At 72.6% G+C, this 23,926-nt stretch carries 20 protein-coding genes and 1 pseudogene; 17 read left to right on the forward strand and 4 right to left on the reverse strand.

Annotated features, from left to right (window positions below):
* Positions 1–2 precede the first annotated feature (2 nt).
* On the forward strand, positions 3–2,306 hold the full coding sequence (locus HS99_RS03120; RefSeq protein WP_094742852.1) for a beta-xylosidase/alpha-l-arabinosidase: 2,304 nt from the start codon (positions 3–5) through the stop codon (positions 2,304–2,306).
* Positions 2,307–2,335: 29 nt separating this feature from the next.
* On the opposite strand, the gene HS99_RS03125 is transcribed toward HS99_RS03120, so the two are convergent.
* Positions 2,336–3,301 (reverse strand): extracellular catalytic domain type 1 short-chain-length polyhydroxyalkanoate depolymerase, encoded by a 966-nt coding sequence (locus tag HS99_RS03125; RefSeq protein ID WP_094742846.1) that lies wholly within the window; start codon positions 3,299–3,301, stop codon positions 2,336–2,338.
* Between the two features lie 211 nt (positions 3,302–3,512).
* Here HS99_RS03125 and HS99_RS03130 point away from each other — a divergent pair, with 211 nt between their 5' ends.
* The 3 genes from HS99_RS03130 to HS99_RS47635 all read left to right on the forward strand — a co-directional run bounded on the left by HS99_RS03130 (position 3,513) and on the right by HS99_RS47635 (position 5,414).
* Complete coding sequence (locus tag HS99_RS03130) at positions 3,513–4,064, forward strand: hypothetical protein (protein ID WP_030550406.1); 552 nt, start codon at positions 3,513–3,515, stop codon at positions 4,062–4,064.
* A 316-nt stretch (positions 4,065–4,380) separates the two neighbouring features.
* Positions 4,381–5,142, forward strand: a complete 762-nt coding sequence (locus HS99_RS03135) for a FadR/GntR family transcriptional regulator (RefSeq protein WP_046385610.1) — start codon at positions 4,381–4,383, stop codon at positions 5,140–5,142.
* Between the two features lie 143 nt (positions 5,143–5,285).
* Positions 5,286–5,414, forward strand: a complete 129-nt coding sequence (locus HS99_RS47635) for a hypothetical protein (protein WP_267885506.1) — start codon at positions 5,286–5,288, stop codon at positions 5,412–5,414.
* A gap of 76 nt (positions 5,415–5,490) precedes the next feature.
* Here HS99_RS47635 and HS99_RS03140 read toward each other — a convergent pair whose 3' ends face one another.
* Complete coding sequence (locus HS99_RS03140; RefSeq protein ID WP_046385609.1) at positions 5,491–7,629, reverse strand: alpha-galactosidase; 2,139 nt, start codon at positions 7,627–7,629, stop codon at positions 5,491–5,493.
* Positions 7,630–7,891: 262 nt separating this feature from the next.
* Between HS99_RS03140 and HS99_RS03145 the strand changes: the two genes are divergently transcribed.
* The gene (locus HS99_RS03145) at positions 7,892–8,293 is read left to right on the forward strand and encodes a nuclear transport factor 2 family protein (protein WP_030279344.1); all 402 of its coding nucleotides are present in this window, start codon (positions 7,892–7,894) and stop codon (positions 8,291–8,293) included.
* On the forward strand, positions 8,290–9,084 hold the full coding sequence (locus HS99_RS03150; protein WP_030550408.1) for an SGNH/GDSL hydrolase family protein: 795 nt from the start codon (positions 8,290–8,292) through the stop codon (positions 9,082–9,084). Before HS99_RS03145 ends, HS99_RS03150 begins: the two co-directional genes overlap by 4 nt.
* A gap of 19 nt (positions 9,085–9,103) precedes the next feature.
* Here HS99_RS03150 and HS99_RS03155 read toward each other — a convergent pair whose 3' ends face one another.
* Positions 9,104–9,685: a PadR family transcriptional regulator gene (locus HS99_RS03155; RefSeq protein WP_030279348.1), complete on the reverse strand. Its 582-nt coding sequence runs from the start codon at positions 9,683–9,685 to the stop codon at positions 9,104–9,106.
* A 264-nt stretch (positions 9,686–9,949) separates the two neighbouring features.
* Between HS99_RS03155 and HS99_RS03160 the strand changes: the two genes are divergently transcribed.
* The 8 genes from HS99_RS03160 (at position 9,950) to HS99_RS03195 (ending at position 19,147) form a co-directional block, all read left to right on the forward strand.
* The gene (locus HS99_RS03160) at positions 9,950–11,014 is read left to right on the forward strand and encodes an ABC transporter ATP-binding protein (RefSeq protein WP_046385608.1); all 1,065 of its coding nucleotides are present in this window, start codon (positions 9,950–9,952) and stop codon (positions 11,012–11,014) included.
* 64 nt (positions 11,015–11,078) lie between these two features.
* Positions 11,079–12,281: an ABC transporter substrate-binding protein gene (locus tag HS99_RS03165; protein WP_030550412.1), complete on the forward strand. Its 1,203-nt coding sequence runs from the start codon at positions 11,079–11,081 to the stop codon at positions 12,279–12,281.
* Complete coding sequence (locus HS99_RS03170) at positions 12,281–13,165, forward strand: ABC transporter permease (protein WP_030279355.1); 885 nt, start codon at positions 12,281–12,283, stop codon at positions 13,163–13,165. The genes HS99_RS03165 and HS99_RS03170 overlap by 1 nt, the downstream gene beginning before the upstream one ends.
* Before the next feature lie 12 nt (positions 13,166–13,177).
* Positions 13,178–13,990 (forward strand): ABC transporter permease, encoded by an 813-nt coding sequence (locus HS99_RS03175; RefSeq protein ID WP_030279358.1) that lies wholly within the window; start codon positions 13,178–13,180, stop codon positions 13,988–13,990.
* Between the two features lie 575 nt (positions 13,991–14,565).
* On the forward strand, positions 14,566–16,452 hold the full coding sequence (locus HS99_RS45730) for a putative Ig domain-containing protein (protein ID WP_063737767.1): 1,887 nt from the start codon (positions 14,566–14,568) through the stop codon (positions 16,450–16,452).
* 133 nt (positions 16,453–16,585) lie between these two features.
* The gene (locus tag HS99_RS03185) at positions 16,586–17,044 is read left to right on the forward strand and encodes a protease inhibitor I42 family protein (RefSeq protein ID WP_030550414.1); all 459 of its coding nucleotides are present in this window, start codon (positions 16,586–16,588) and stop codon (positions 17,042–17,044) included.
* Positions 17,045–17,157: 113 nt separating this feature from the next.
* Positions 17,158–18,285: a serine hydrolase domain-containing protein gene (locus HS99_RS03190; RefSeq protein WP_030550416.1), complete on the forward strand. Its 1,128-nt coding sequence runs from the start codon at positions 17,158–17,160 to the stop codon at positions 18,283–18,285.
* Between the two features lie 76 nt (positions 18,286–18,361).
* The gene (locus tag HS99_RS03195; RefSeq protein WP_030550418.1) at positions 18,362–19,147 is read left to right on the forward strand and encodes a MerR family transcriptional regulator; all 786 of its coding nucleotides are present in this window, start codon (positions 18,362–18,364) and stop codon (positions 19,145–19,147) included.
* Between the two features lie 16 nt (positions 19,148–19,163).
* Here HS99_RS03195 and HS99_RS03200 read toward each other — a convergent pair whose 3' ends face one another.
* Complete coding sequence (locus HS99_RS03200; RefSeq protein ID WP_030550420.1) at positions 19,164–20,798, reverse strand: ABC-F family ATP-binding cassette domain-containing protein; 1,635 nt, start codon at positions 20,796–20,798, stop codon at positions 19,164–19,166.
* Positions 20,799–21,225: 427 nt separating this feature from the next.
* On the opposite strand from HS99_RS03200, the pseudogene HS99_RS48320 reads away from it, so the two are divergent.
* The 3 genes and pseudogenes from HS99_RS48320 to HS99_RS03210 all read left to right on the forward strand — a co-directional run.
* A pseudogene (locus HS99_RS48320) lies at positions 21,226–21,303 on the forward strand (aldehyde dehydrogenase family protein); the annotation flags it as partial.
* Between the two features lie 243 nt (positions 21,304–21,546).
* Positions 21,547–22,509, forward strand: coding sequence for an ABC transporter ATP-binding protein (locus HS99_RS44535; RefSeq protein ID WP_030279383.1), 963 nt, complete (start codon positions 21,547–21,549; stop codon positions 22,507–22,509).
* Positions 22,506–23,879 carry an ABC transporter permease gene (locus HS99_RS03210; protein ID WP_030550422.1) on the forward strand — a complete coding sequence of 458 codons (1,374 nt, stop codon included), beginning with the start codon at positions 22,506–22,508 and terminating at the stop codon, positions 23,877–23,879. Before HS99_RS44535 ends, HS99_RS03210 begins: the two co-directional genes overlap by 4 nt.
* The last annotated feature ends 47 nt before the right edge of the window (positions 23,880–23,926 follow it).

A 23,926-nucleotide genomic window follows, 5' to 3' on the forward strand; every position in this document is an offset into this window, starting at 1 on the left:
CGATGACCCTGCGGGAGAAGACCGCCCAACTGGTCGGCGTCTGGGTCGGCGCCGACGCCGACGGCGAGGAAGTCGCCCCCCACCAGCACGAGATGGAGCCGCCACCCGACCTCGACACCCTCCTGCCCTTCGGACTGGGCCAGCTGACCCGGCCGTTCGGCACCGCCCCGGTCGACCCGGCGCTCGGCGCGCTCTCGCTGCTGCGCACCCAGCAGCGGATCGCCGCCGCCAACCGCTTCGGCATCCCGGCCCTCGCCCACGAGGAGTGCCTGGCCGGCTTCGCCGCCTGGGGCGCCACGGCGTACCCCGTACCGCTGTCCTGGGGCGCCACCTTCAATCCGGAGCTGGTCCGGACGATGGCCGCCGCCATCGGACGCGACCTGCGGTCCGTCGGCGTGCACCAGGGCCTCGCGCCGGTGCTCGACGTGGTCCGTGACGCCCGCTGGGGGCGGGTCGAGGAGACGATCGGCGAGGATCCGTACCTGGTCGGCACCGTCGCGACCGCCTACGTCCAGGGCCTGGAGTCGGCCGGGATCGTCGCCACGCTCAAGCACTTCGCCGGGTACTCGGCCTCCCGCGCCGGCCGCAACCTCGCCCCCGTGTCGATGGGCCCGCGCGAGCGCGCCGACGTGATCCTGCCACCCTTCGAGATGGCCGTGCGGGAAGGCCGCCCCCGCTCCGTCATGCACGCCTACACCGACACCGACGGCCTGCCCTCCGCCGCCGACCGGGACCTGCTCACCGGGCTGCTGCGGGACACCTGGGGCTTCACCGGCACGGTCGTCGCCGACTACTTCGGCATCGCCTTCCTCCACACCCTGCACGGTGTGGCGGAGGACCGGTCCGCCGCCGCCGCAATGGCCCTGGAGAGCGGGGTCGACGTCGAACTGCCCACCGTCGACACCTTCGGGCAGCCGTTGTTCGACGCGGTGGTCTCGGGCACCGTCCCGGAGCGGCTGATCGACCGGGCGCTGCGCCGCGTCCTCGTCCAGAAAGCCGAACTCGGGCTGCTGGACGCCGACTGGTCGCCCGTTCCGGCCGCCCTCGCCGACGCGGACCCGAGCGAACCGCGGGCGCTGCGCGGCCTGATCGACCTGGACCGGCCCGCCAACCGGGCGCTCGCCGCCGAACTCGCCCAGCAGGCCGTGGTACTGCTGCGCAACGACGGCCTGCTGCCGCTGCGCGAGCCCAGCCGGATCGCGCTGATCGGCCCGAACGCCGACGAACCCATGGCGGTCCTCGGCTGCTACTCCTTCCCCGTGCACGTCGGCAGCCGGCACCCGGACACCCCGCTCGGCATCGGACTCCCCACCCTGCGCGAGGCGCTGGCGGCCGAGTTCCCCGGCAGTGAGCTGTGTACGGTGCGCGGCGTGACGGTCGACGGCGAGGACGGCGGCGAGGACACCGCCGGCATCGCGGAAGCCGTGCGCGCCGCCGAGCGGGCCGACGTGGTGGTGCTCGCCCTCGGCGACCGGGCGGGGCTGTTCGGTCGCGGCACCAGCGGAGAGGGCTGCGACGTCGCCTCCCTCGAACTGCCCGGCAGACAAGGGGAGTTGCTGGAAGCGGTGCTGGACGCCGGGAAGCCGGTGGTGGTCGCCCTGCTGGCCGGGCGCCCCTACGCCCTCGGGCGGGCCGTCACCGAGGCGGCCGGGATCGTCCAGTGCTTCTTCCCCGGGGAAGCCGGGACGGAGGCGCTCGCCGGAGTGCTCAGCGGACGGGTCAACCCGTCCGGGCGGCTGCCCGTCTCCGTCCCCGCCCACCCGGGGGTCCAGCCCTCGACCTACCTGGCCGCGAGGCTGGCCCAGGCGGGCGGGGTCTCCAGCACCGACCCGACACCCGCCTACGGCTTCGGACACGGCCTCGGTTACAGCGAGTTCGCGTGGTCCGGCCTGGAGGTGCGGGAGGCCGAGACCGGCACCGACGGCGCGTTCCGCCTCGCCTTCGACCTCCGCAACACCGGCTCGCGGGCGGGCGCCGAGGTGGTGCAGCTGTACCTCCACGACCCGGTGGCCTCCGTCGTCCAGCCGGTTCAGCGGCTGATCGGCTACCGGCGGATCCCGCTGGCGGCCGGAGCCACCTGCCGGGTGGAGCTGACCGTCCCCGCCGACCTCGCCTCCTTCACCGGCCGCGACGGCCGGCGGATCGTCGAACCCGGCGCCCTGGAACTGCGGATCTCCGCTTCCAGCACCGACCCCCGCCTCACCGTGCCGCTGCGCCTCACCGGCCGGGCACGAGCACTCGACCACACCCGCCTTCTGCACCCGACCGTCACCGTCCACGACCTCCCACCGGCCGACACCCCGTAACGGAGGGAGCTCACGGCTCCGAAGCCTGTTCAGCCGCGGGCCCGGGCGGGTCCGCGGCCGTCCAGCCCCATGAAGTGAACGGCGTAGGCGGCCATCGGCGTGCCCTTGACCGGCAGCTGGTGGCCGGCGCCGGTGATGCTGTACGTCTCGACCTGTGTGACGCCGGAGCGGTCGGCGAACCGGGCCCGGTTCCAGTCGGTGGCCGGGGTGTCAGTGGACGACGGGGTCTGGCGCACCCCGAGGACGTTCGTCCACTGTTTGGTCTCCTCGCCGAGGTCGCGGTGGTTCAGGATCGGGTCGGCGGTACCGTGCCACAACTGCACACGGGGGCGGGGCCCGGTGTAGCCGGGATCGGCACGGCGCACCAGGTCGCCCCACTGCTGCGCCGTCATGGAGACCTGGCCCCCGGCGCACGGACCGTTCCAACCGCGCACGGTGCCCGTGTGGAAGCAGTGGTAGGGCACGCCCATGAACGCGGAGCCCGCCTTGAACACGTCCGGGTAGTCGGCGAGCATGACGTTCGTCATCATCCCTCCCGACGACTCGCCGGTGACGTACACGGCGTCGGGGTTCCCGCCGTAGTGCTGCTCCGTGTACCTGATCATCGACATCAGCCCGACCGGGTCACTGCCGCCGTTGCGCGTCAGCGCCTGGTCGGACGAGACGTCCCAGCAACTGCCGCCGGGGCTGGTCGAGGGGTAGACGACGACGAACCCGTACCGGTCGGCCAGCGCTGCGAAGTCGGTGCTGGAGTACAGGTAGGGCCCGGAGCCCTGGCAGCCGTGCAGCGCCAGCAGGATCGGCGGACGCGCCCTGACGCCGTTCGGCACATACACGTACATCTGCAGGCCGGTCGGGTTGTCGCCGAAACCCGTGATCCGGGTCAACGAGGCGGCGCCGGCCTGAGGAGCGACGGACAGGCTCGCCCCGAACGCGGCGCCGATCGCCAGCAGCACGGCGAGCAGGCGGGACTTCAAGTACCGGAAAGGCAGCATGGGACCTCTTCTCGACGGGATGTCGACGCTGCATCAGTGACCGTTGGTTGTCCAGGAGCAGTCAAGGTCCCTTCGCCGCAATACCGGTGATACGGCCGATGGGGCCGGTCCCGCTGGTGAAAGTTTCACCGTGGCGGGCGGCGCGGCCGGTCGGGCCCCTTCCCTGCGACGGACGGCGGAAAGGGGTCAGGCGCACCAGAAGAGGAACGGCTTGCAGGCCGGCGTCGCTGTCGCCGTGGGAGTGGCCGGGCCGGGCGACGGCCGGGTGGGCGGCGGCGCCGTGGTGGGCTGCGTCGGCCGGGGAGCGGTCGGCTCGGTCGGGGCGGTGTGCGACGGAGTGGCGGTCGTCCTCGACGCGGTGGGCCGGGTGCTGCCGACCGACGGCTGTGTCGGAGGGCTCGCCGTACTCGGCGAGGCCGTCACGCTCGTGGGAACGCTCACAGGCCCCCGGGCGGACGGCGTGGCCGTCGACGTGGACGTCACCGTACCGCCCGAGGTGAGCGGGACCGCCTCGCCATCGTCCTGGCCGAAGGCCGCCACCGCGGTGGCCAGTCCGACCGCCGTCAGACCGAGCGCCGCCAGGGCGAGCCGGGCGCTGCGCCGCCGGGTCGTTCGCCGCCGGGCCCTCCGGGGTTCGGGAGCCGCGGTGGGCGGGTCCGCGACCGGGGGTTCGGGCTCCTGCCGGGAAAGCGCCTCCTGCGGCCGTCCACAGCCCGGGCAGGAGAGCGCGCCGTTGAGATGCCGTTGGCAGAGCGTGCAGTAACTCATTCGATCTTCCGTAGATGCCCGCATACCGCGACGGGTGATCTGCGGAGCCTACGCAGAACTGCCCCGCTCGCGACACCGGCCCGGCGCGAGGCTTCTGCGGAGATCACGTGTGGTTCGCGTGCGCGCGACCGGGCGGTTCCTCGCATCGCCGGTTCCGGTCGCCTCCGCGCCGACAGATGGGACGGATCCGGCCCCGGGCACCCCGATGCGTCCGGGGCGATCGGACAACTACCTGGCCGGTTGGGCTCACTGGCGCGACAGGAAGGACTCGTTCCCTTTCAGGACATGGGACCACCTGCTACGTTGGCGCCGTGTCGCTGACTGACAGAGCAATCGCCCGAATCCGCCGGATGATCCGGGAGGGCGAGCTGCCCCCGGGAGCGAAGCTGCCCCCCGAACAGCAGCTCGCGGCCGACCTCGGGCTCTCCCGGAACCTGATGCGCGAGGCGGTCAAGGCGTTGGTCGTCGCCCGGGTCCTGGAGATCCGGCGCGGCGACGGCACCTACGTGACCAGCCTGGCGCCCGGCCTGCTGCTGGAAGGCCTCGGGGGCGCGGTCGAACTGCTCCAGGGGGACACCGTCCTGGAACTCACCGAGGTGCGCAGGCTGTTCGAGCCGGTCGCCACCGCGCTGGCCGCCACCCGCGTCACCGACGAGGACCTCGCCGAGGTGGAGCGGCACCTGTCGGCCATGCGGGACGCCCAGGACGACGTGGAACTGCTGCTCCGGCACGACGCGGCCTTCCACCACGCGGTGGCCCGCGCCACCCGCAACGAGACCCTGGCCACGCTGCTGGAGCACATCTCCGGACGCACCCTCAGCGCCCGGGCCTGGCGGGGACTGGCGGAAGCGGACGCGGCGGGGCGGACCGTCGCCGAGCACGAGGCGATCCACCAGGCCCTCGTCGCCCGCGACCCGAACCTCGCCCAGGCCGCCGCCCTGATGCACGTCAACACCACCGAACGCTGGTTGCGCGACCACCTCGCCGGGGGAGAGCCATCCCCGCCGGCCCGTGACCGCCCGTCCCCGGATCCGGACCGTCCCGGTGCCACCGGACCAGTCGTGCGCCACTGACCGAGGAGTGACCGCGGCTGAGAGCCGACGCGCACCACCACGTCCGGGAGTGGGGCCGGCGCCCGCGGAGCTGAGCGGAACTGCGCGCCGCCCGGGGCATCACGGTCGACCTCCACCTGCCCGAGCGCGCGGGTCCTCCCGTCGTGACCGATGACCAGGGCAACCTGCTCGTGGCGGCCACGGTTGCGGGCGACGTGCGGCGTCTGCGGCTGCGTCTGGCGGCGGGCAGTCGCCACCGGCTCACCTGTCCGGCGCCGGACATCGGCCACTGACCCGCCGCTAGTCACGGTTGACGGAGCGGCGGATCGGAGCGGGAGCGGTGCGCGGCGCCGGCGCGGTGGGCGCGGATCACTCCGGCGCGGCGGCCGGCTGCGCCCGTGCTTCGATCACCAGCGCCCGGCCGGGGCGGTTGGCCAGGTACGGAGCGGCCAGGCCGACCTGGGCCAGGTACCGCCCGGTCAGGGCGGGTGCGGTCGTCCGCCGTGCCCAGGCGGGCCAGGTGTCCTCGGGGGAGGAGAGCTCGGGGCGCACGCGCAGGGTGTAGCGGGTCGCGGGCTCCAGGCCCGGCAGCCGTACGGGTGCCCCGTTCTCGGCGACGGAGGTGTCCAACTGGACGTAGGCGAAGACGGCGTGGGCCCGGTCCCGGGAGACGACGCCGTGGACCCAGGCGGCGGGGTCGGGGTGGTCGGTGCGGACGACGTCGCCGCCGTGAAGCAGCGGCCGCAGCTGCTTGTAGGCGCTGACCCAGGCGGTGAGCGCGGTCAGGTCGTCCTTCGACCAACCCGAGATGTCGGACTCGATGCCGGCATGGCCGAACAGCGCGGTGGCGCAGCGGAAGGCGAGTTCGGTGTCGCGGTGGCTGATGTGGGCGGGGGCGGAGCCGACGTGGGAGCCGATCAGTTCGTAGGGCAGCAGCAGGCCGGTCCAACGTTGGATGGCCTGGCGTTCGATCGGGTCGATGTTGTCCGATCCCCAGATCCGGTCGGTGCGGTCGAGGATGCCGAGGTCGGCGCGGGCGCCGCCGGAGGAGCAGGACTCGATCTCCAGCTCGGGGTGGCGGGTGCGCAGTTCGTCCAGGAGCCGGTAGACCGCCGTGGTCTGCGCGTGCACGCCGGGTCGGCCGTCGTGGACGGCGTCGGCGAGGTCGCGGTTGTGGTCCCACTTGAGGTAGTCGATGCCCACTTCCCCGATCAGGGTGCCGATCCGCTCAAGCAGGTGGGCGTAGGCGTCGGGGTGCGCGACGTCCAGGACGTGCTGGCTGCGCTGCTCGAACGGGAGGCGTTCGGGGTCGGCCAGGAGCCAGTCGGGGTGGGCGCGGGCCAGGTCGGAGTCGGGGTTGACCATCTCGGGCTCGAACCAGAGACCGAACTGCATGCCGAGCCCGTGGACGTGGTCGGCGAGCGGGCGGAGTCCGTCGGGCCACACCTCCTCGTCGACGTACCAGTCGCCGAGGCCGGCCCGGTCGTGGCGGCGGTGCCGGAACCAGCCGTCGTCCACGACGAACCGTTCCACCCCGACCGCGGCCGCGGTGCGTGCGAGGGCGTGCAACCGCTCGGGATCGTGGTCGAAGTAGACCGCCTCCCAGATGTTCAGGGTGACCGGCCGGGCGGTGGCCGGGTGCCGGGGCCGGGCCCGGAGCATCTCGTGGAAGCCGCGGCTGATTCCGTCCAGCCCCGTCCCGGAGGTCGCGAAGTACACCCACGGGGTCCGGTAGGACTCGCCGTCGGCCAGTCGGATCTCACCGGCGTCCAGGAGCTCGCCGCCACCGAGGACGGTCGTTCCGTCGGCCAGCCGCTCCGCGTACTGGACGTGGTTGCCGCTCCAGGCGGAGTGCACGCCCCAGACCTGGCCGTGCCGGAAACCGAAGCCCGCGGCGCCGGCGAGCAGCAGTCCGGCGTCGAAGCCGGTGCGGCCCCGGCGGCTCTCCCGCGACCACACGCCTTGCCGCAGCGGGGCGCGCTGCGGGGAGCGTTCACGGGCCCAGCGGCCGGCGAAGTCCAGCAGTTCCACGGCGTGGGCAGGGACCGGCAGCACGCACGCCAGCCCGTCCAGGGTGTAGGTGCCCGCCGCCGTGTTGGTCAGGGCGTGGCGTAGCCGCACGACGCCCTGCTCCGTCATCTGCAGCTCGGTGTCCAGGGCGAGCCCCGCGCCACGGTCCAGGGCCCGCACGTGGACGGCGCCGCCGCAACCGTCCATGGCGCGCACGGCGACCGGTTCGGCGAGCTCGAAACGCGGGGGGCGGACCCGGCCGTCGCGGTGCCCGGTCAGGGCCGGACGCCCGAACCAGCCCTTCCCCTGGGAGGGCATCAGGCTTCCGGCCTGGTGGCGCGGGGTCCGGCCCATGGCATCGAGCACCTGTGCGGCGTCGTCGGCGCGGAGGCCGGGATCGACGCCCCAGTGCAGCACCCGGGGCAGGTCGGGTCCGGTGATGTCGAGCGCGAGGGCCGCGTCACCGGCCGACAGCACGACGAGGTTCGACTCGGTCATGTGGTCCTCGTTCAGGGGGTGATGCAGGTCAACGTGGCGGTCAACGAGCCTTCCCGGGCCCTGCCTTGCCGTGCCGGCCAGGGGGACGTCGCTTGGCATCCTATGCTTCTGTTAGCGCTAACAAGACGGTTCCACGGCCGCGTCCTCAAACAGCCGGACCCGGAGCCGTGGCCGCCGCTGTACGCACCCTCGACAGCACATGGAGCACGAGGCTAGGCTCCCGCGCAGGACACTACTCAATTTGTTGACTATGGAGCCCGCCGTGCACCCCTTCCGCGCAGCCGTCGATGCCGGTGACCACGACGCCATCGAGGCCCTTCTGGCCGAGGACGTCGTCTTCACCAGCCCCGTCGCCTTCAAGCCGTACTCCGGCAAGGCCGTCACCGCCGCGATCCTGCGCGGTGCAGGTCGGGTCTTCGAGGACTTCCACTACGTCCGCGAGATCAACGGCGCCGACGGCCGCGACCACGCCTTCGTGTTCAAGGCCACCGTCGACGGCCGCGAGGTGCACGGCTGCGACTTCCTCCACTTCGACGAGGACGGCCTGATCGACGAGTTCACGGTGATGGTCCGCCCGCTCTCCGGCGCGCAGGCACTCGCCGCGGCGATGGGCGCGCAGTTCGAGCGGATCACCGCCGAGGCGCGGGGCGCGGCCGGAGCGTGAGCGCGACGACGGGCTACCGCCGCTACGTCGCGGTCGGCGACAGCCAGACCGAAGGCCTGGGCGACGGTGACGGGACGGCCGGCTGGCGTGGCTGGGCGGACCGACTGGCCGAGACGATCTCCGAGCGGGAACCCGGCCTGCTCTACGCCAACCTCGCCGTCCGCGGCCGGCTCGCCGCCCAGGTGCGGGCCGAACAGCTCGCTCCCGCCCTCGCGTTGCGGCCGGACCTGGTCACCGTGGTCGCCGGGATGAACGACCTGATGCGGCCGGGGTTCGACGCGGGCGCGGTCGTGGCGGAACTGGACGCGATGTTCGCCGCCTTCACGGCCACCGGGGCGCGGGTGCTCACCTTCACCTTCCCCGACATCGGCCGGATCGCGCCGTTGGCCCGCGGACTGCGACCCCGGGTCCTGGACCTCAACGCACGCATCCGGGCCGCGGCCGACCACCGCGGCGTCGTGGTCGTCGACTTCTTCCCGCACCGGGTGACGACCGATCCGCGCATGTGGAGCGCGGACCGGCTGCACGCCAGCCCGCTCGGCCACGCCGGGATCGCCGCAGCGGCGGCCCACGCGCTCGCGCTGCCGGGAAGCGACGACGGGTGGGCGGAGCCGCTGCCGCCGCTCCCGGTGGCGGGGACCCGGCAGCGGGCCGCCGAGGAGGCCGCCTGGATCGGCACCTTCCTCGGACCGTGGCTGCTGCGCCGTCTGCGCGGCCGCTCCTCCGGCGACGGGCGGGTCGCGAAGCGCCCCGAACTGCGGCCCGTCGAGGCTTCCCGCCAGGTGCAGTGACCGGCCGGCCCGTCGACCGTCAGGCCGGCCCCTGTGCGGGGGCCGGCGTGGCGGCACGCCGCTCCAGGACCGCGAGCGCCCGCTCGCACCAGCGCCGGTTCTCGTGCTCGAACGACAGGCCGCGCATCAGCGTCAGATACGGCCCGATCCGTTCGGCCGTGGCGAGGTACTCGTCCTCGAAACGCCCGTCCAGCAGCCGCGCCCGCAGGCGCTCGTAGCGGTCGATCTTGGCCTGCGCCCACGTCAGTCGTTCCAGCAGCGCCGTACGCACGGCGTCCGGGTCGCCCGCGTCCACGGCCTGCACCTGGACGAGGAGTTCGTCCCGGATCGCGGACGGCCGTGGCGGCGTGGCCGTGAACGAGCGCAGCGCGGCGCGGCCCGCCCCGGTGAGCGAGAACAGCCGCTTGTTCGGCCGCCGCTCCTGTTCGACGACCCGAGCGCTGATCAGCCCCTCGGCCTCCATCCGGTCCAGCTCCCGGTAGAGCTGTTGCGGTGTGGCCATCCAGAAGTTCGCCACCGACGCGTCGAACGCCTTCGCCAGGTCGTAGCCGGACGCCTCGCCCTCCAACAGGGTCGACATGATCGCGTTGCGCAGTGCCATGCCGCCAGCCTAGCGAGCAGCGCTTCCCGTCGGCCAGTGTTGCGGTTAATCAATAAGTTGCATAGGTGCCGGCAGGGGCAGGCCACCTCGCGCCTCCCGCTGCGGCGGGAGCGGACCGGACCAGGACCTTCGCCCCGATAGCGGGCGAATCCCCGAGGTTTACCGATCTTTCAAGGAACGGATCTTCTCCTAGTGTTCCGAAAGATCCGACCGGGACGGCCGATCCGTCCGTCCCGCCGACACCGAGCAGAGGGGCCACCGGAGTTGAAGAGCGACGACAGCCCGCCCCACCCGGACCGGCCCGCCGGCGCCGTCCGGCTCGAAGGGCTGGCGAAGTCCTTCGACGGCCGGGTCCGTGCGGTCGACGGGGTGGACCTGGAGATCGGCGAGGGCGAGTTCTTCGCGATGCTCGGGCCGTCCGGTTCCGGGAAGACCACGGTGTTGCGCATGATCGCGGGCTTCGAGCGGCCGACGGCCGGCCGGGTGCTGCTGGGCGGAGTCGATGTCACCGCGCTCCCGCCGTTCGACCGCGACGTCAACACGGTGTTCCAGGACTACGCGCTGTTCCCGCACATGACCATCGAACAGAACGTCGGCTACGGCCTGATGGTCCGCCGGGTGCCGAAGGCGGAACGGGCGGAGCGGGTGCGTGCGGCGCTCGCCATGGTCCGCCTGGAGGGCTTCGAGCGGCGCCGGCCGGCCCAGCTCTCCGGCGGCCAGCGCCAGCGGGTGGCCCTGGCCCGGGCGCTGGTGAACCGGCCCAAGGTGCTGCTGCTGGACGAGCCGCTCGGCGCGCTCGACCTGAAGTTGCGGCACGAGATGCAGGCGGAGCTGAAGCGGATCCAGCGCGAGGTCGGGATCACCTTCGTGTTCGTCACCCACGACCAGGACGAGGCGCTGACGATGAGCGACCGGGTGGCGGTGTTCAACGCGGGGCGGATCGAGCAGGTCGGCTCGCCCGCCGAGGTGTACGAGCACCCGGCCACCGCCTTCGTCGCCGGTTTCGTCGGCACCTCCAACCTGCTGGACGGCGCGGCGGCCGAACAGGTCGTGGGCGAGACCGGGCTGTTCAGCGTCCGGCCGGAGAAGATCCGGATAGCGCACCCGGACGATCCCGCCGGGCCCGACGAACTGTCGGCCACCGGGCGGGTCGCCGAGGTCGTCTACGCGGGCGGCCACACCCGGTTCCTGGTGGACCTGGAGGCCGGCGGACGGCTGACCGCCGTCCGGCAGAACCTCGACGAGGGCTCGGCCGACGTCCTGCGCCACCGTGGCACGGACGTCGTGCTGGCCTGGCAGCGCAAGCACACCGTCCGCGTCGGCCCGTAGCCCCCGACAACCCTCACCCCCGAAGACCCGAAGACCCGAAGACCCGAAGATCGGAACACCTCGCATGCGCATCTCCCGGATCGCCCGCACCGCGGCCGCCGCCACCGCCGCCGCCCTGCTCGCCGCAGGGTGCGGCAGCGGCGGCACGGCCGGATCGACCAGCGGACACGGTGGCCTGAACCCGCCGAAACTGCCGATGCTCCAGTCCCTCGGCCCCGGCGAGGGCCAGGTGAACCTGGTCGCCTGGGCCGGCTACGCCGAGGACGGCTCGGACGACAAGTCCGTCGACTGGGTCCACCCCTTCGAGCAGCAGACCGGCTGCAAGGTCAACACGAAGATCGCCGGCACCTCGGACGAGATGGTCTCGCTGATGAAGACCGGCCAGTACGACGCCGTCTCGGCCTCCGGCGACGCGACCCTGCGGCTGATCGCGGCCGGCGACGTCGCCCCCGTCAACACCGCCCTGGTCCAGAACTACGCCGACGTCTTCGACGGCCTGAAGAACCAGCCGTGGAACTCGGTGAACGGCCAGATGTACGGCATCCCGCACGGCCGCGGCGCCAACCTGCTGATGTACCGCACCGACAAGGTCACTCCCGCCCCGGACTCCTGGAGCGTGGTCTTCGACGGCGCCTCGCCCTACAGCGGCCACGTCACCGCCTACGACTCCCCGATCTACATCGCCGATGCCGCGCTGTACCTGATGAGGACCAGGCCGGAGCTGGGCATCAAGAATCCCTACGCCCTGGACCAGGACCAACTCAAGGCCGCCGTCGACCTGTTGAAGACCCAGCACAAGGCGATCGGCGAGTACTGGAGTGACTTCCAGAAGTCGGAGAACTCCTTCAAGACCGGTGACACCGTGGTCGGCACCACCTGGCAGGTGATCGCCAACATGGCGCAGACCGACCACGCGCCGGTCAAGGCGGTGCTGCCGAAGGAGGGCGCCACCGGCTGGTCGGACACCTGGATGGTGTCGGCGAAGGCCGCGCACCCCAACTGCGCCTACCAGTGGATGAACTGGATCGTCTCACCGACCGCCAACGCCCAGGTCGCCCAGTGGTTCGGCGAGGCCCCGGCCAACGCCAAGGCCTGCGACCGGACCACGGACAAGGACTTCTGCAACACCTTCCACGCCGCCGACGAGGCCTACTGGAAGGACGTCCACTACTGGACCACCCCGGTCAAGAGCTGCCTGGACGGCCGTACGGTGGCCTGCACCGACTACGCCGCCTGGACGGCGGCCTGGACCGAGATCAAGGGCTGATGGCCCCGCCCCCCACGGCCGCCCGGCCGCTGCGCCGGGCGGCCTCCGTCCTGCACCGGCGGGCCGGACTGCGGCTGGCGCTGCTGCTGTCGGCGCCGATGGCCTGGCTGGTGCTCGCCTACCTGGGCTCGCTCGCCGTCCTGCTGCTGTCCGCCTTCTGGGCCGTCGACGACTTCACCTACGACGTCGAACGGGTCTGGAACACGGCCAACTTCTCCACCGTCCTCACCGAGCCGGTCTACCGGGCCATCGCCCTGCGCACACTGGGCATCGCCGTCGCGGTCACCGTGATCGACGCCGTGGTGGCGTTCCCGATGGCCTTCTACATGGCCCGGGTCGCCCGGCCGCGCACCCGCAAGCTGCTGGTGGTCGCGGTGCTGACCCCGCTGTGGGCCAGCTACCTGGTGAAAGCCTACGCCTGGCGGGTCATCTTCAGTCAGGGCGGCGTACTCGACTGGCTGGTCGGCCCGTTGGGGCTCTCCAGCCCCGGGTACGGCACCACGGCGGTGATCGTGGTCCTCGCCTACCTGTGGCTGCCGTACATGATCCTGCCGGTCTACTCGGGGCTGGAGAACCTGCCGGCCAACCTGCTCGACGCCTCGGCCGACCTGGGCGCCTCCGCCGGACGGACCTTCCGCTCGGTGGTCCTCCCGCAGGTGCTGCCCTCGGTGTTCGCCGGGTCGGTGTTCACCTTCTCGCTCAGCCTGGGCGACTACGTCACCGTGCGGATCGTCGGCGGGAAGACCCAGGTGCTGGGCACCGCCATCGCCGACAACGTGACGCTCAACCTGCCGCTGGCCGCCGCACTGTCCTGCGTACCGGTGGTGCTGATCGTCGGCTACCTGCTCGCCGTGCGCCGCACCGGTGCCCTGGAATCCCTGTAGGGGGCGAACCTCGTGATCCTCTCCCGCCGCACCCGGATCGCGCTGCGCGCGGCCATGGTCGCGGGCCTCGCCGTGGTCTACCTGCCGCTGCTGCTGGTCCTGCTCAACTCGCTGAACCGGGACCGCTCCTTCGCCTGGCCGCCGGCCGGGCTCACCACCCAGTGGTGGGTACGGGCCTGGCAGTCCGAGGGCGCGCGCAGCGCCGTCCTCACCTCGCTGCAGGCCGGCGCGGGGGCCACCCTGGTGGCCCTGGTCCTGGGCACCATGACCGCTTTCGCCGTCCAGCGCCACCGGTTCTTCGGGCGGCAGACGGTGTCGTTCCTGGTGATTCTGCCGATCGCGCTGCCCGGCATCGTCACCGGCATCGCGCTGAACGCCGCGTTCCGGACCGTCCTCGGCCCCGCGGGCATCGGCTTCGGTCTGCTCACCGTGGTCATCGGCCACGCCACGTTCTGCATCGTGGTGGTCTTCAACAACGTCGTCGCCAGGCTGCGCCGGACGTTCCCCTCGGCCGAGGAGGCCTCGGCGGACCTCGGGGCCCATACCTTCCAGACCTTCCGGTACGTCACCTTCCCGGCCGTCCGGTCGGCGTTGCTGGCAGGCGGTCTGCTGGCCTTCGCACTGTCCTTCGACGAGATCGTGGTGACGACCTTCACGGCCGGCCCGGGCGTCCAGACCCTGCCGGTCTGGATCTATGCCAACCTGGCGCGGCCCAACCAGGCCCCGGTGGTCAACGTGGTGGCCGCGGTGCTGGTGCTGCTCTCCGTCGTCCCGGTGTACCTGGCCCAGCGGCTCTCCGCGGACAGCCCCGGCGGGCGGCTGTAGCGCAGGGCAGCGGCAGGCCCTGCGGAACGGGACCCGCTGCCACCCGGTCCCGTTCCGTCCGGTCCCGGTCCTCGGCGCCGCGCGCCCGACCCCGGGCCGCGCCCCCCGTCGGTGAGCCGCCGCCCGGCCTTCCGGAACTCTCTCCACGAGGCCCGCGCCAACGGCTCCGCGCCGCCCGGGTCGTGGTCGAACCGACCGTCCCCCACCCATGAGGAAATGTTGAAACTGCGACGTTTCACTGAATGTGAAAACAGTCTCCTGACAGCTATTCAGTGAATGCGGAGCCCTTCGGAGTGACCTCGGATCAGGTTTTTCACCTGCCCGGATGCCGTTCTTAATGTTTCCTTACCCCTGGCCGTTGACCTGCGTTCATCAACTCTGCTTTCCTTCAGCCCAGCAGGCAGCCCCCACCGAAAGACAGTCAATTCCGGTTGCCCGGAAGAAACGACCGGATTTGGCGTTCGGGCGGATTCCGCCGTCTGCTCCTTCCCCACAAAGGGATCGTTCGCGGCCCCCAGCCGTACGGGCGATCGGTACGAGAGAGGCACCCCCACCTGATGGGTCACTCCCGCAGAATGCGGCGCGCGAAGTACGCAGCGCTCACCGGCATGGCGTCACTCGCCCTCGCCGCCGCCGGCCTGGCCGGTGCGGCCGGCCCGGCCGCCGCTCAGGACATCTCCAGCGCCTCCAGCTCCTCGGGCAGCGCCGGCAACGAGTTCAACCCCTGGAGCCCGCAGAACGGTCACCCGTACCGCCACGGCGCGGTCCCGGGCAAGCAGCAGCACGAGCAGTACAAGAAGTGGCTCGCCGCCAAGAACCAGGCGGCGGCCACCGGCCAGGAGACGCTCTCCTACGGCGGTGGCGTCGACGGCATAGGCGTGCAGAGCGGCCACTCCAAGGTCTACCTGGTCTTCTACGGCACCCAGTGGGGCACCCAGACCACCGACGCCAACGGGAACGCGAAGTTCTCCGGCGACTCGGCCGGCGCCGCCGGTGCCACCCAGCAGATGTTCAAGGGCATCGGCACCAACGGCGAGACCTGGTCGGCCGACCTGACCCAGTGGTGCGACGGCCCCAACGTCTCCACCGGTGCCACCAGCTGCCCGTCCAACGCCAACTTCATCCCGTACCAGAGCGGCGGCGTGCTGTCCGGCGTCTGGTACGACAACGCGGCCGCCTCGCCCTCCCAGGCCACCGGCAACCAGCTGGCCCAGGAGGCCGTCAAGGCCGCCGGCCACTTCGGCAACACCACGGCCGCCGCCAACCGCGACGCGTACTACGTCATCCTGTCGCCGCACGGCACCAACCCGGACGACTACCAGAACCCGACCACCGGGTACTGCGCCTGGCACGACTGGAACGGCGACACCACCCTCACCGGCGGCGCGGCCAGCTCGCCCTACGGCGACATCGCGTTCTCCAACCAGCCGTACAACATCGACCAGGGCTCCACCTGCGGCGTCGGCTTCGTCAACTCGCCCGGCACGCTGGACGGCTACACGATGACCCTCGGCCACGAGTGGCACGAGATGATGTCCGACCAGAACCCGGCCGGCGGCTGGACCAACCACGTGAGCGGCAGCTCGTACAACGGCCAGGAGAACTCGGACGAGTGCGCCTGGATCCAGCCCGGCTCGGCCGGCGGCGCCGCGAACGTCTCCTTCGGCTCCTACGGCACCTTCGCCGAGCAGGCCAGCTGGTCGAACGACACCAACTCCTGCGCGATCTCGCACGCCATCCTGACCCACGGCAACACGGTCACCGTCACCAACCCGGGCAACCAGTCCGGCACCGTCGGCACCGCGGCCAGCCTGCAGATCCACGCCACTGACTCGGCCTCCGGCCAGACCCTGCGCTACTCGGCCACCGGCCTGCCCGCCGGCCTGTCGATCAACTCCTCGACCGGTCTGATCTCCGGCACGCCGACCGCCGCCGGCACCTCCAGCGTGACGGTCACCGCGACCGACTCCACCGGTGCCGCGGGCAACACCACCTTCACCTGGACCGAGTCGTCCACCTCGGGCGGCAGCGCCGTCACCAACGGCGGCTTCGAGAACGGCAACGCGACCGGCTGGAGCACCACCGGCAGCGCCTCCGTCCTCGGCGCGGCCGCCCACAGCGGCAGCTACGGCCTGCAGCTCGGCTCCGGCAGCCCGAGCACCGACTCCACCGCCGCCCAGACCTTCACCGCGCCGACCGGCTCCAGCAAGCTGTCCTTCTGGTACAGCAACACCTGCCCGGACACCGTGACCTACGACTGGGCCACCGCGACCCTGAAGGACAACACCACCGGCACGACCACCACGGTCCTCGCCAAGACCTGCTCCTCCGCCGCGAGCTGGACCAACCAGAGCGCGACCGTCACCCCCGGTCACTCGTACACGCTCACCCTGAGCAACCACGACGACGACTACGCGGGTGACCCGACCTACACCTACTACGACGACGTGACCGTCTCCTGACGATCTCCTCGCGCTGACGCACCGGGGTGGGCCTCGTGCCCGCCCCGGTGTGTTTCTTCGGTTCCGGGGGGATCCGATCCAGCGCGCGGTGCGTCCAACCGGTACCGCTTTCCCCCTGCACTGAGGAACCACCGTGAACCTGAGAAGACCCGCCGCCCTCGCCCTGACCTGCGCCGCCGCCCTGCTGGCCCTGACCGGCTGCGGCTCCAAGGGGGCCGCGACGGCCGCGTCCGCCCCGGCGCCCACCACCACGGCCCTGAGCACCCCGGCCGCCGTGACCGCCGACGAACACGCCAACCACACCACCCTGAAGGTCGCCGCCGGCGCGACCGTCTCGATCCAATTGCACGGCACCTACTGGTCCGCCGTCTCCAGCTCCGCCGGCGACGTCCTCGCGTCCGTCGGCGCCCCGACCACCGCGCCGTCCCCCTCCTGCCGCCCGGGCGGCGGCTGCGGCACGGTCACCACCTCCTTCACCGCCCGGACCGCGGGCACGGCGCACCTCACCGCCTCCCGCACCGCCTGCGGCGAGGCCCTCAACTGCTCGCCGGACCAGCGCAGTTACGACGTCACGGTCGAGGTCACGGGCTGACGGCAGGCCCGGGCTGTGGCCCGGGACACACTTGAGCCCGCCCCTGGGGCAGGGTGGAGATTCGTCACACCAGCCGGACACCGATCCGGACCCGACGGACTCCGAGGAACACCATGTCCACCACCCTTTCCACCGCCACCACCTCCTCCGACCAGGACCGCCCGGAACTGCGCCAGGCGATCGAGGAGATCGTCGAGTCGGGCGTCCTCGGCGTGCAGCTGCTGGTGACCGACGAACGGGGGGAGTGGGTCGGCAGCGCCGGGGCCCGCGAGCTGGGCTCCGGCGCCGGGCCGCTGACCGACGGGCACTTCCGCATCGGCAGCAGCACCAAGAGCTTCGTCGCGGGCTCGGTGCTGTTGCTGGTGGCGGAGGGCAGGATCGAGCTGGACGCCCCGGCCGCGCAGTACCTGCCCGCCTTCGGGCTGGACGGCCGGATCACCGTGCGGATGCTGCTCCAGCACACCAGCGGGGTCTTCAGCCACACCGGCGAGCTCCTGGCGGACGGGACGGTCGTGCCCGGCGTCGCCTGGCAGGGCAAGGCCTGGGTGGACGACCGCTTCCGCACCTACCGGCCCGAGGAGCTGGTCCGGTTGTCGCTGTCCAAGGAGCCGCGGTTCGCGCCGGGGGAGGGCTGGAGCTACTCCAACACCAACTACGTGCTGGCCAGGCTGGTGATCGAGGAGGTCACCGGCCGGTCCTTCGCCGAGGAGCTGCAGCGGCTGATCCTGGGGCCGCTGGGGATGACCGGCACCGTGGCGCCGGGCGCCTCGCCGGAACTCCCCGAGCCCCACCACCACAGCTACTACCGCTACCAGGACGGCGGGCAGGAGCGGACGCTCGACGTCACCCGGCACAACCCCTCCTGGGTCGCGGCCGGCGGCGACATGATCTCGACCACCCGGGACCTGCACACCTACTTCTCCGCGCTGATGGGCGGCAGGCTCCTGCCCGCCGAGCTGCTGGGCGAGATGCGCACGCCGGAGGCGACCATCGGCTACGGCCTGGGGGTGTTCGCCCAGGAAACGGAGGGCGGTACCGTCTACCACCACAACGGCGCCACCATCGGCTCGGCCGCGCTGATGTACGGCTCGGCCGACGGCAGCAGGATCCTGACCGCCGGCCTGAACTACGTGGACGACGCGGACCTGTCCCTCGCCGGGGCCTTCCAGAAGGCACAGCAACTGCTCGTCGCCGAGGTGTTCTGCGGCGGGCAGGCCGATCCGGCGCCGTCGACGGACTGAACGGCGGGCATCGGGACGGGGGGCCGGACCGGGGGCCGGGTGGCCGCCCGGTCCGGACGCACGAGAAGCTGAGCAGATGATGAGCGGAGTCACGATCGGTCAGGCGGCGGCGTTCCTCGGCGTCTCGGTGAAGACGGTGCGGCACTACCACGAGCACGGACTGGTCGCCGAACCACGGCGAGACGCCTCCGGCTACCGGAGGTACGGCTCGGACGAGCTGCTGCGGCTGGTGCAGGTCCGGACCCTGGCCACCGCCGGGGTGCCACTGGCCGAGATCGGGCCCCTGCTCGACGCCGACGCCGAGCACTTCGCCGCCGCCCTCGCCGACGTCGAGCGGCGGCTCGCCGAACGGATCGCCGAGCTGGCGGCGCGCAGGGAGACACTGCACCGGCTCGCCGAGGGTGACCGGGCCCTGTTGCCCGACCGCGCCTGCGCGACCCTCGACCGGATGCCCGCCCTCGGCTTCGACCCGGCGTACGTGACCGCCCAGCGCGAGGCCCTGGTGCTGGCCCGGGTACTGGTGCCGGACGGCTTCGACGGCTTCCTGACCCAGCTGGAACACCAGCTCGACGACCCCGGGTTCGTCGAGCTGGCCCAGCGCGGCTGGGAGGCGCGGGACTGGGACCCGGACGACCCGAGGATCGAGGAACTCGCCGCGGCCATGGCCGACCGCTACCTCGCCAACCCCGGACTGCTGGGGGACCCGGGCAGTCTGGAGGCCTGGAGCAGGGCTGCCACCCAGTACCGGCTGATCGACGGGCACCGGGAGGAGCAGGCACCGGTCTCCGCCCGGCTGACCGCGCTGACCGAGGCGAGGCTCCGGTCCGCCGGCGTGGCAGGACCACGCCTGCCCCGCCGGTGAACCGGAGCCGCACGGTTCACGCGCTCGGGGCGCCGCCCTCCACCAACTCGCCGTCCGCCAGCCGCAGCCAGCGGTCGACGCCGATGCCGGCCAGGAAGCGTTCGTCGTGACTGACCACCAGGAAGGCGCCCTGGTAGGAGTTGAGGGCGCCTTCGAGCTGCCCGACGCTGACCAGGTCCAGGTTGTTCGTCGGCTCGTCCAGCAGCAGCAGCTGGGGCGCGGGCTCGGCGCACAGCACGCAGGCCAGGGTGGCGCGCAGCCGCTCGCCGCCGGACAGCGCCCGGACGGGCAGGTGGGCCCGGGCGCCGCGGAACAGGAAGCGGGCGAGCAGGTTCATCCGCTCGGCCTCCGGCCGCTCCGGCGCGGCGGCGGCGAAGTTCTCCGCCACCGTGCGGTCCGGGTCCAGCAGGTCCAGGCGCTGGGAGAGGTGGGCGACCCGGCCGTCGGCCCGCTTGACCTGCCCGCCGTCCGGGGTGAGGTCGCCGACCAGCAGCCGCAGCAGGGTGGTCTTGCCGGCCCCGTTGGCGCCGGACAGGGCGATCCGCTCCGGACCTCGAACGGTCAGGTCGACGCCGCCCCCGGCGAACAGTGGGGCGCCGCCGCGCAGCACCTGGAGGTGTTCGCCGATGAAGAGGTCGCGGCCGTTCGGCACCTTGGTGCCGGACAGGTCGAGGGTGAGGCGCTGTTCGTCGCGCACGGCGCGCCCCGCCTCGTCGAGCCGGGCCTTGGCCTCGTCGACCCGGGCGGCGTGCATCTGGCCGGCCCGCCCGGCGGACTCCTGGGCGCCGCGCTTCATGTTCCCGGCGAAGATGCGGGGCAGCCCGGCGCTCTTGAGGTTGCGGGCGGCGTTGCCCGCCCGGCGCTCGGCGCGTTCGCGGGCCTGCTGCATCTCCCGCTTCTCCCGCTTGAGCTCCTGCTCGGCGTTGCGGACGTTCTTCTCCGCGACCTCCCGCTCGGCCTGGACGGCCTGCTCGTAGGCGGTGAAGTCGCCGCCGTAGAGCCGCAGTTCGTGCGAGTCGAGTTCGGCGATCCGGTCCATCCGGTCGAGCAGGGCACGGTCGTGGCTGACCAGCAGGAGGCAGCCGCCGAAGTCCTCCAGCGCGTCGTACAGCCGGTGGCGGGCCCCGAGGTCGAGGTTGTTGGTGGGTTCGTCGAGCAGCAGGACGTCCGGCCGCTTGAGCAGTTGGGCGGCGAGGCCCAGTTGCACGATCTGGCCGCCGCTGAGGGCTGCCAGGCCCCGGTCGAGGCGCAGGGCGCCGAGGCCGAGGCGTTCGAGCTGGGCACGGCAGCGCTCCTCGATGTCCCAGTCGTCACCGATGGTGGTGAAGTGCTCCTCGGCGACGTCCCCCGCCTCCACGGCGTCGATCGCCCGGATCACCTCGGCGACGCCGAGCACCTCGGCGACGGTGAGGTCGGCCGTCAGCGGGAGGTCCTGGGGGAGGTAGCCGGCCGTGCCGGTGACCGTCACCGAGCCGGCCGCCGGGCGCAGTTGACCGGCGATCAGCTTGAGCAGCGTGCTCTTGCCCGAACCGTTGGGCGCGACCAGGCCGGTGCGGCCGGGGCCGACGGTGAAGGAGAGGTTCTGGAAGACGGGGGTGTCGTCGGGCCAGGCGAAGGACAGCTGGGACGCGACGATGGATGCGAAGGACATGGGAACGACCCGGAAGGTGAGCGGGCGGAAACGAGTCCGGCCCGGGAAAGACAGGGGGACTGGGGTACGACGAGTCCGACCGCTGCACCGGGCGCCCTGCACCCGCAACGGCCGTCAAGTCCGGGTCTCACCCGGAGATGTCGTCGTCACCCGCCATGTCTGCTGCACTCCTCCGAAGGGGTTGGTTCGCCAGCGTAGCAGTCCACTTCGCCGGGCGCCGCCCGTTTTTCCGCGCGGGTTCGGGGCCCGTGCGGTGAACGGAACGGCCCCGGCCCGGTGGGCTCCGGCCTCAGGGGTGGCCGGCGTCAGAGGTGGTCGGCGTCGACGACGGCCTGGGCGAAGGCGGTCGGCGCCTCCTGGGGGACGTTCTGGCCGATACCGGCCAGCGTCCGGTGCTCCGACTGTGTTCGCCGACGTCGACAACTCGATGCGGATCGCCCAGGAGGAGATCTTCGGCCCGGTCCTGGTGGTCATCCCCTACGAGGGCGAGGACGACGCCGTCCGGATCGCCAACGACTCCGAGTACGGTCTGTCCGGCGGCGTCTGGTCCACCAGCGAGGCACACGGACGGCTTCTGGCGGCGGGTGATGCCCGACGCGATGTCGCTCCTGGGGCACGCGCTCGCCACCGTCTGAGCCCTCGGCAGCCTCCGGAACGACCGTCAGCTGTTCCACCGGTGTTCAACCACGCGGTCTCGACTCCGTCCCGTCAACCCCCTACCTTCCCTGGGGGACTGCGAGAAGGAGCCATGGAAGACACCCAACCTGCCGTACGGGCACGCGGATTGACGAAGTGCTTCGGTGACGTCGTGGCGCTCGACGAGGTCGGGCTGGAGCTGGTACCCGGGCGGATCCACGGGCTGGCCGGGCCGAACGGCGCCGGGAAGACCACGCTGCTGGGGCTGCTGCTCGGGCTGGCCGTCGCCGACGGCGGCGAGCTGGAGGTGCTGGGCAGACCGGTCGGACGGGCACTCGCGGCGCCGGACGGGGTCGCCGGATTCGTCGACGGCCCCGGCCTGTACCCGTCGCTGACCGCCCGGAAGAACCTGGCCGCGCTGGCGGCGCTGCGCGGTCAGGACACCGGGGCCCGGCGGATCGACGAGGTGCTGGCCGAGGTCGGGCTGACCGACGTCGCCGACGACCGGGTGCGGGGCTTCTCGCTGGGCATGCGACAGCGGCTCGGCCTGGCCGCCGCGCTGCTCACCGAGCCGCGGCTGCTGGTGCTCGACGAGCCCTCCAACGGCCTGGACCCGGCGGGCAAGCAGCACGTGCACGGGGCGCTGCGCCGGCTCGCGGACAACGGCGTGACGGTCGTGCTGTCCAGCCACCGGATGGACGACCTGGAGGCGCTCTGCTCCGAGGTGACGATCCTCGCGACCGGGCGGGTGCGATTCTCCGGCCCGCTGGGCACGTTGGCCGTCGAGACCCGCGCGCTCGACCACCGGCTGCTCACCTCCGACCTGCGCACCGCGCGGCTGGTGGCCGCCGGGGCTGCCGGGGTGACGGTCCTGGACGGGGACGTCGCGTGGCGCGGCACGGAGGTCCTGGTGGTGCGCGCCACCGCGCCGGCCGTCGAACAGCTGGTGGCGGCGCTGGTACGGGAGGGCGTAGGGGTGCGCGAGGTCGCCCCCGTCGTGTCGCCGCTGGAGGCCGCGTACCTCGCCCTCACCGAGGAGCAGCGCACCGAGGAGCAGCAGGAGTACGGGCGATGAGCACGGTCACGGCCGGGAAGGCGGCGGCCGGTCCGGCCGCCGGGCCCGCGACGCGCCGGGTGCCGGTGGGCCGGGTGTACCGCTTCGAGCTGGTCAAGCTCGTCTCGCAGTGGCGGATCCGCCTGCTGGTGCTGGCCTGCTGGGCGCTGCCCGGGCTGTTCGTGGCGGCCGTGGCCCAGCAGGGGACACTGCCCTCCGACACCCTGTTCGGCCGCTGGATGCACGCCACCGGCTGGGCCGGTCCGTTGGTGGTGCTGGGCTTCGCCGGCTCCTGGGCGCTGCCGCTGCTGACCTCGGTGGTCGCGGGCGACGTGTTCGCCGCCGAGGACCGCCTCGGGACATGGCGGCACCTGCTGGTGGCGGTCCGCTCGCCGCGGCGGATCTTCCTGGCCAAGACCCTGGCGGGCGCGACCGTGCTCGCGCTGCTGGTGGCCGGGCTGGTGGCCTCCAGTACGGTCGGCGGGCTGGCGGCGGTCGGCAACCGGCCGCTGGTCGGCGTCGACGGGCACCAGCTGGCCCCGTCCGACGCGGCCGCGTCGGTCCTGCTGGCCTGGGCCTGCGCGCTGGCGCCCACCCTGGCGCTGGCGGCGCTCGGGCTGCTCGGCTCCGTCGCCCTGGGTCGCTCCCCGATGGGGCTGCTCGTCCCCGCGCTGTCCGCGGTCGCGATGCAGCTGGCCCAGATGCTGCCGCTGCCGGTGGCGCTGCGCCTCGCGCTGCCCGGCTACGCCTTCGTCTCGTGGAACGGTCTGTTCGCCGATCCGGCACGTCTGACCGAGCTGCTGATCGCCGTCGCGGTGAGCCTGGTGTGGGCGGTGGTGGCGACCACCGCGGCCCGTGTGCTGTTCCTCCGGCGGGACTTCACCAACGGCAGCGAGGACGGCGGCGGTCGCCGGGCGCTCGCCTTCGGGGCGGCCCCGCTGGCCGGGCTGCTGGCGCTGACCTTCGGCGCGGTCGCCGTGGCCACGCCCTCGACCGGGTCGGGGATCACCCAGGCGAAGGTGCAGCGCACGGTCACCACCGTGTTCGCGCACCTGTACCGGCTGCAGACCGAGCAGTTGCACCGCCCCACCGTCACCGAGGCCGACCTGCGGGTCACGGCGGACTGCGGCCGGGGCGACGGCCAGGTCGACCCGGAGGGGCCGGGCAACGACTGGCGCTGCACCGTCACCTGGCACCTGCCCGGTACTGCCGCTCCGGGGACGGCGATCTACCAGCTGGACGTCGCCTCGGACGGGCGGGTGATGGCGGACGGGGACGGCCCGAAGGAAGTGAACGGCTACTTCCTGGTGCACACCGGGGCCGGCGACGCGCCGAACCCGCTCTGGCAGTTCGACGGCCAGGTCGACCTGCTCGCCTCCCCGACCGGCTGACCGGGCACCAGCGCCGGCACCGGCACCGGCACACCGAAGCTCCCACG

Source organism: Kitasatospora aureofaciens, from assembly GCF_001188955.3.
GTDB lineage: Bacteria > Actinomycetota > Actinomycetes > Streptomycetales > Streptomycetaceae > Kitasatospora > Kitasatospora aureofaciens.